We start from the raw sequence: 6858 nt of genomic DNA on the forward strand, positions 1-6858 counted from the left end.
CCCGCCAGTCACGCAAGCAGCTTGACTTCATCATTGAGATTCCTTGCTCGCGCATTTATATGTTCTCAGCATTCTTTTGTGCAGAGCACTTATTAGTCAACGGCTCTGCGGCGGAGGAGAGTTGCACCCGTGGGCGAGGAGCCGGGTCGAGGCAGCCGCGTACACGGTCTTGGCGTCGGCGGGGGACCGGGCCTCTGAGCGGCCGCTCGTTCGCTTACGGAGGCGCCGCCGCCGCCGGTGGTGGAGCCCTCCGCTCGGGAGAAGGCGGCACGCCCGGAGCCCGGGAGCGCCCTTCTCCCTCCACTGCCCGACGTTCCTGCTCGCCGCCACCACCCGACCGCACCACCCCCGCCTCTTCCCGGAGCACCCGGGATGCGGGACGCTCACCTGGAGACAGCGAGGCGTCCGCATCCGGAGCCGACCGGCCCTGGCGTCCGCAGGCAAGCTCCCGGTACGAGTGGACTGGCAGATTCCGCTAGACAGCGCCCGCAGCGGCGGTAGCGAGGAGGCAGCAAGTGGTCGACGCACACCGGACGTTCGTCATCGTCGGCGGCGGGCTCGCCGGGGCGAAAGCCGCGGAGACCCTGCGCGGCGAGGGGTTCACCGGCCGGGTCATCCTCATCGGCGACGAGCGCGACCGTCCGTACGAGCGCCCCCCGCTCTCCAAGGCGTTCCTCGCGGGCGAGGCGGACCGCGAGAGCGTCTTCGTCCACGAACCGGGTTGGTACGCGGCGGCCGACGTCGAACTCCACCTCGGCCAGCCCGCCGTCTCCCTCGACCCGGCGGCCCGCTCCGTACGCCTCGGCGACGGCACCCGCATCCACTACGACAAGCTGCTCCTCGCCACCGGCGCCGAGCCGCGCCGCCTGGAGATGCCGGGCACCGACCTCGCCGGCGTCCACCACCTGCGCCGCCTCGCCCACGCCGAGCGGCTGCGCGGCACCCTCGCCGCACTCGGACGGGAGCGCGGGCGGCTGGTGATCGCCGGCGCCGGCTGGATCGGACTCGAGGTCGCCGCCGCGGCGCGCGGCTACGGCGCAGAGGTCACCGTCGTCGAGCCGGCGCCGGGGCCGCTCCACTCCGTCGTCGGCCCCGAGTTGGGCGCCGTCTTCGCGGACCTCCACCGCGAGCACGGCGTCGAGTTCCGGTTCGGCGCGGTGCTGACGGAGATCGGCGGACGCGGCGGGATGGTGGAGTACGTCCGCACCGACGACGGCGAGGAACTCCCCGCGCAGCAGGTGCTCGCGGCGATCGGCGCGGCACCGCGCACCGCGCTCGCCGAGTCGGCCGGGCTCGACCTGGCGGGCGGCACGGGCGGCATCGCCGTCGACGCCGAGCTGCGCACCAGCGACCCGCACATCCACGCGGCCGGCGACACGGCGAGCGTCGCCCATCCGCTCCTCGGCCGCCCCCTGCGCGTCGAGCACTGGGCGAACGCCCTCAACTCGGGACCGGCCGCCGCCCGCGCGATGCTCGGCGAGGAGGTCACGTACGACCGGGTGCCGTACTTCTTCTCCGACCAGTACGACGTCGGCCTGGAGTACTCGGGGTACGCACCGCCCGGCTCGTACGACCAGGTCGTCTGCCGCGGGGACATCGGCAAGCGGGAGTTCGTCGCCTTCTGGCTGCGCGGAGACCGGGTGCTCGCCGGGCTCAACGTCAACGTCTGGGACGTCGTCGCCCCGGTCCGGGCGCTCATCCGCGCCGGTACGCCCGTCGACCCCGAGGCGCTCGGCGATCCGGGTGTGCCGCTCGAGACGCTGACGGCTCCGGTCGCCGAGGCGTAGCCGAGATCGGCGCGGAAGCGGATAAATTGCTCAACCCGGACGGCTGTGACGGCGAGCGAAGGGCAGTGGGCAATGGCGAGGCAGAACGTGGCGGAGCAGTTCGTCGACACCCTGGCGCGGTCCGGGGTGCAGCGCCTCTACGGGGTCGTCGGCGACAGCCTCAACCCCATCGTGGACGCCGTCAGAAGGAACAGCGGGATCGACTGGGTGCACGTGCGCCACGAGGAGACCGCCGCCTTCGCAGCGGGCGCCGAGGCCCAGATCAGCGGCCGGCTCGGCGCCTGTGCCGGCTCCAGTGGCCCCGGCAACCTCCACCTCGTCAACGGCCTCTTCGACGCGCACCGCTCGATGGCGCCCGTCCTCGCCCTCGCCTCCCACATCCCGAGCACCGAGATCGGCACGGGGTTCTTCCAGGAGACCCACCCCGAGCGGCTCTACGTCGAGTGCAGCCACTACAGCGAACTCATCTCCAACCGCAACCAGTTGCCGCGCGTCCTCCAGACCGCCATCCAGCACGCCGTCGGCCAGCAGGGCGTCAGCGTCGTCACGCTCCCCGGGGACATCGCGGAGGAGGAAGCCCCCGAGCGCGCCGAGGAGCACGCGATCGTCGTCGCGCGCCCCGCGGTCCGCCCCGGCGACGCCGAGATCGACGCGCTCGCCCGCCTCGTCGACGAGGCGCGTACCGTCACCCTCTTCTGCGGCCGCGGTGCCGCGCAGGCCCACGCCGAGGTGATGGAGTTCGCCGAGCGGATCAAGTCCCCCGTCGGCCATGCGCTCCGCGGCAAGGAGTTCATCCAGTACGACAACCGCTTCGACGTGGGGATGAGCGGCCTCCTCGGCTACGGCGCCGCCTACGAGGCGACCCAGGAGTGCGACCTGCTCATCCTGCTCGGTACCGACTTCCCCTACAACGCCTTCCTGCCGAAGAACAACAAGATCGCGCAGGTCGACGTGCGCCCCGAACACCTCGGCAGGCGCACCACGTTGGAGCTCGCCGTCTGGGGCGACGTCGGCGAGACGCTCCGCTGCCTGCTGCCGAAGGTGAAGGTCAAGGACGACCGGCGGTTCCTCGACCGGATGCTGAAGAAGCACGCGGACGCGCTGGAGGGCGTCGTCAAGGCGTACACCCGCAACGTCGAGAAGCACACCCCCATCCACCCCGAGTACGTCGCCTCCGTCCTCGACGACGAGGCGGCGGACGACGCCGTCTTCACCGTCGACACCGGCATGTGCAACGTCTGGTCGGCGCGCTACCTCACCCCCAACGGGCGGCGCCGGATCATCGGCTCCTTCACGCACGGGTCCATGGCCAACGCGCTGCCGCAGGCGATCGGGGCGCAGTTCACCGACCGCGAGCGCCAGGTCGTCGCGATGGCGGGGGACGGCGGCCTCTCCATGCTCATGGGGGACCTGCTCACACTCGTGCAGTACCAACTCCCCGTGAAGATCGTCCTTTTCAACAACGACTCGCTCGGCATGGTCGAGCTGGAGATGATGGTCGACGGCTTCCCGCCGTACGGAACCGCCAACACGAACCCCGACTTCGCGGCGCTCGCTCGTGCCGCCGGCCTGCACGCGGTCCGCGTCGAGAAGCCCCGAGAAGTACGCGACGCCCTCCGCGAGGTCTTCGACCACCCGGGCCCCGCGCTCGTCGACTTCGTCACCGACCCGCATGCGCTCTCCATGCCCCCCAAGATCACCCGCGAGCAGGTGAGCGGCTTCGCGCTCTCCGCGGGGCGGACGGTGCTCGCCGGCGGGGTGGGCAAGATGGTCCAGGTGGCCCGGTCGAACCTGCGCAACGTGCCGCGGCCGTAGGGGGCGACCGGGGCGCCGGTGTGCGGCCGGCGGCGGTCCACGGCGCGGTCGGTCGGGTCCCGCGCACCGGTGGTGCGGTGCGCGGGGTGGTGGTCAGGCTTGTGAGGCCGGGGTCTCGGCGGCTTATTCGCAGGTGAAGATCTCGTCGGGGGCGGTGGTATGGAGGGCGCGGGTGTGCCAGCTCGTGAGGATGCCGAGATCCTGTGTCTCGTGGACGAGGTCGAGTTGGGCTTGGGTGAGGGTGAGGCCCTTTTGGTCAAGGAGAGTGAGCAGGCTTGTCCGCACGAGTGACCGACTCTCCTCCCGCCCTCGCTGCCGCCCTTGCTCCCAAAGGCTTTCGGCGACGAAGCCGCGGAGTTCGAAGAGTTGTTGTCCCACGTGTGCTCTCGCTGTCTGGAGGTGGGTCCCGCGCACCGGTGTGCGGTGCGCCGGGTGGTGGTCAAGCTTGTGAGGCCGGGGTCTCGGCGGCGCTGTGGGGAGTGAAGACCTCGTCGGCGGTGGTGGCGCCGACGGCGCGGGTGAGCCAGGTCTGGAGGAGGTCGGTGTCTTGGGTCTGCCGGATCAGGGCGTGGTGGGTGTCGGAGAGGGCGATGCTGCGTGCGTCGAGCACCTGCCGCAAGCTTTCCTTCCGACCTTGCTCCAGCCCTTGCTCCAGCCCTTGCTCCCGACCTTGCTCCAGCCCCTGCTCCGCCCCCTGCTCCCGGAGGCTTTCGGCGACGAAGCCGCGGAGTTCGAAGAGGCGTTGTCCCACGAGGTTCCTCCAGTGTTCTGCGGCCGCCGGTGAACCGGTGAGGCCGCTGGCGGCGAGGTCTGCGTACCTGGTGAAAGTGTCGTCGTCGGCGGTCTTGACGAGGGCTGCGGAGAGGGCGTCCAGTATGCCACCGATGTCCGGGTGGCTGCTGTGCGTGAGGACGGAGAAGAGGGCGAGCGGGGGATCGGCGACGGCCTGCTCGATCTCCTTGACGATCGGCACGTTCTCCGGACCCAGCACGAACGGCGCGAGTTGGACGTTGGACTTGTGCCGGTGGCCGTACCGGAAGGGGCCGGCCGCCCAGCGTGCCGTCGCCGCGTCCCGTGCGAGCACCAGCAGCATGCAGCGGTGGTCCGGGTACTTGTCGACCAGGTGGCCGAAGTAGTTGAGCCAGGAGTTCTCCTTGGCCCGGTCCTTCCCGGTCTGCGCTTCGACGATCAGCAGGTGTCTGCTGCCGTCGGGAGCGGTGAGCTCCTGGAGCGTGTCGACGCGCCGCTCCAGGGGATGGCTCTCGGTGAGATCGCAGTTGAACGTCTTCGCGGTGGCCGACTCCAGACCGGGCAGGCCGAGGATCTCGAGGGCACGGGTGAAGAGTTCGGGGACTTCCTGGAAGACCCGATGGTGCGCCTCGTGCGGGGATTTGACCATGGCCGGGACGCTACGGGCCGGCAGGCGCCACACAGCTTTTCTGCAAGTCCCTTCACTCGACGGGGTATTGCGGAATTGCACCGTCCGGGAGCGCTCGGGTAGAAGCGCGCACGGGTGGTGCGGTAGGTCACTCGCGCCGTGCCGACAGCGGGCCAGGGCCCTGCGGTACGGGGGCACCCGTAGCCGACGCCGGGTCCGTCGGAGTCGCGCCGTAGAATTCCCCCGTGGCCGGGAGGATCAACGACGAGGACGTGAAGGCGGTACGGGACGCGGTCCCGATCGACGCCGTCGTCTCGGAGTATCTCCAGCTCCGGAACGCCGGAGGCGGCAACCTCAAGGGGCTCTGCCCCTTCCACGACGAGAAGTCCCCCTCCTTCCACGTCAGCCCGAGCAAGGGGCTGTACCACTGCTTCGGGTGCGAGGAGGGCGGGGACACCCTCGACTTCCTCCGGAAGCTGGAGCACCTCTCGTTCTCGGAGGCCGTCGAGCGCCTCGCCGCCACGGCCGGAATCACCCTCCGGTACGAGGAGGGCGGATACGGGCGCGGCAGCCGGCAGGGCGAGCGGACGAGGCTCGTCGACGCGCACAAGGCGGCCGCGGAGTTCTACGCCGAGCAACTGGCGGGCCCCGAGGCGGAGCCCGCGCGCCGCTTCCTCGGCGAGCGCGGGTTCGAGGAGTCGGTCGCGCACCACTTCGGCCTCGGCCACGCACCGGCCGGCTGGGACCACCTCACCCGCCACCTGCGCGGGCGCGGCTACACCGACCAGGAGCTGCTCACCTCGGGACTCGCCCAGCAGGCGCGCAACGGCCGGCCGATCGACCGCTTCCGCGGGCGCCTGCTCTGGCCGATCCGCGACATCACGGGCGAGGTCGTCGGGTTCGGCGCCCGCAGGCTCCGCGACGACGACAACGGCCCCAAGTACCTCAACACCCCCGAGACGCCGATCTACCGCAAGTCGCAGGTCCTCTACGGCATCGACCTCGCCAAGAAGGAGATCGCGAAGGCGAACCGCGCGGTCGTGGTCGAGGGGTACACCGACGTCATGGCCTGCCACCTCAGCGGTGTGCCCACCGCCATCGCCACCTGCGGCACCTCCTTCGGCGGGGAGCACGTCAAGATCCTCCGCCGGGTACTCATGGACAACTCCCAGTCGGAGGTGGTCTTCACCTTCGACGGCGACGCCGCAGGGCAGAAGGCCGCGCTCCGTGCCTTCGAGGACGACCAGAAGTTCGCAGCCCGCACCTGGATCGCCCTCACCCCCGGCGGCATGGACCCGTGCGACCTGCGCCTCGCCAAGGGCGACGCGGCCGTGCAGCAGGTGGTGGAGAGCCGCACCCCCCTCTTCGACTTCGCGATCCGCGCCATCGTCGACCGGCACAACCTCGATACGGCGGGCGGGCGTTCGGCCGCGCTGGAGGAGGCGGCGCCGGTCGTGGCGCAGATCAAGGACGGCGCCGTACAGCACGAGACGGCCGTGGTCCTGGCGGGCCTCCTCGGCATCGTCGACGAGCAGTTCGTCGTCCGCCGCGTCGCCCAGTTGGCGCGGTGGGCCAAGCAGCGCGGCGGGCAGGGCGTGCCCGCGGGCGGCAGGGAGCCGTCTCCCTCCGCCGAGAGCCGGCAGTGGGCGCCGCGCCCCGTGGCGCAGCGGGGCCCGGCACTCCATCTGCGCAGCCCGGCGCACCGCGTCGAGCGGGAGCTGCTGAAGCTGGCGCTGCAGCGCCCCGAGCTGGTCTCGCCCGCCTTCGACGCCTACGGGGCCGACGAGTTCACCGGCGGCCCGTACGCCGTCGTCAAGGAGACGATCGAGGCGGCGGGCGGCGCGGACACCGGCGTGGCCGACCCGGCGGGCTACCTCG

The 6858-nt window shown here is 71.2% G+C and carries 5 protein-coding genes; 3 read left to right on the forward strand and 2 right to left on the reverse strand.

Annotated features, from left to right (window positions below; translation table 11 throughout):
• Positions 1-515 precede the first annotated feature (515 nt).
• Complete coding sequence (locus UWG_RS0107610; protein WP_016906607.1) at positions 516-1787, forward strand: NAD(P)/FAD-dependent oxidoreductase; 1272 nt, start codon at positions 516-518, stop codon at positions 1785-1787.
• A gap of 72 nt (positions 1788-1859) precedes the next feature.
• Entirely contained in the window at positions 1860-3602 is a 1743-nt protein-coding gene (locus UWG_RS0107615) for a pyruvate dehydrogenase (RefSeq protein ID WP_016906608.1), read from the forward strand.
• 123 nt (positions 3603-3725) lie between these two features.
• Here UWG_RS0107615 and UWG_RS33605 read toward each other — a convergent pair whose 3' ends face one another.
• A complete protein-coding gene (locus tag UWG_RS33605) occupies positions 3726-3887 on the reverse strand; it encodes a hypothetical protein (RefSeq protein WP_237720021.1) in 162 nt (53 codons plus the stop codon).
• 154 nt (positions 3888-4041) lie between these two features.
• Positions 4042-5001 carry a FliH/SctL family protein gene (locus UWG_RS0107625; RefSeq protein ID WP_016906610.1) on the reverse strand — a complete coding sequence of 320 codons (960 nt, stop codon included), beginning with the start codon at positions 4999-5001 and terminating at the stop codon, positions 4042-4044.
• A gap of 224 nt (positions 5002-5225) precedes the next feature.
• On the opposite strand from UWG_RS0107625, the gene dnaG reads away from it, so the two are divergent.
• Positions 5226-6858, forward strand: a 1633-nt coding sequence (gene dnaG / locus UWG_RS0107630) for a DNA primase (protein WP_016906611.1), incomplete at its 3' end; no start/stop codon positions are given.

Source organism: Streptomyces xiaopingdaonensis (assembly GCF_000262345.1).
GTDB classification, from domain to species: Bacteria; Actinomycetota; Actinomycetes; order Streptomycetales; family Streptomycetaceae; genus Streptomyces; species Streptomyces xiaopingdaonensis.

Excerpts from the sequence above, each read along its gene's own strand:
- UWG_RS0107615 (WP_016906608.1), top strand. The coding sequence starts at position 1,860 with ATGGCGAGGCAGAACGTGGCGGAGCAGTTCGTCGACACCCTGGCGCGG.
- UWG_RS0107625 (WP_016906610.1), bottom strand. The coding sequence starts at position 5,001 with ATGGTCAAATCCCCGCACGAGGCGCACCATCGGGTCTTCCAGGAAGTC.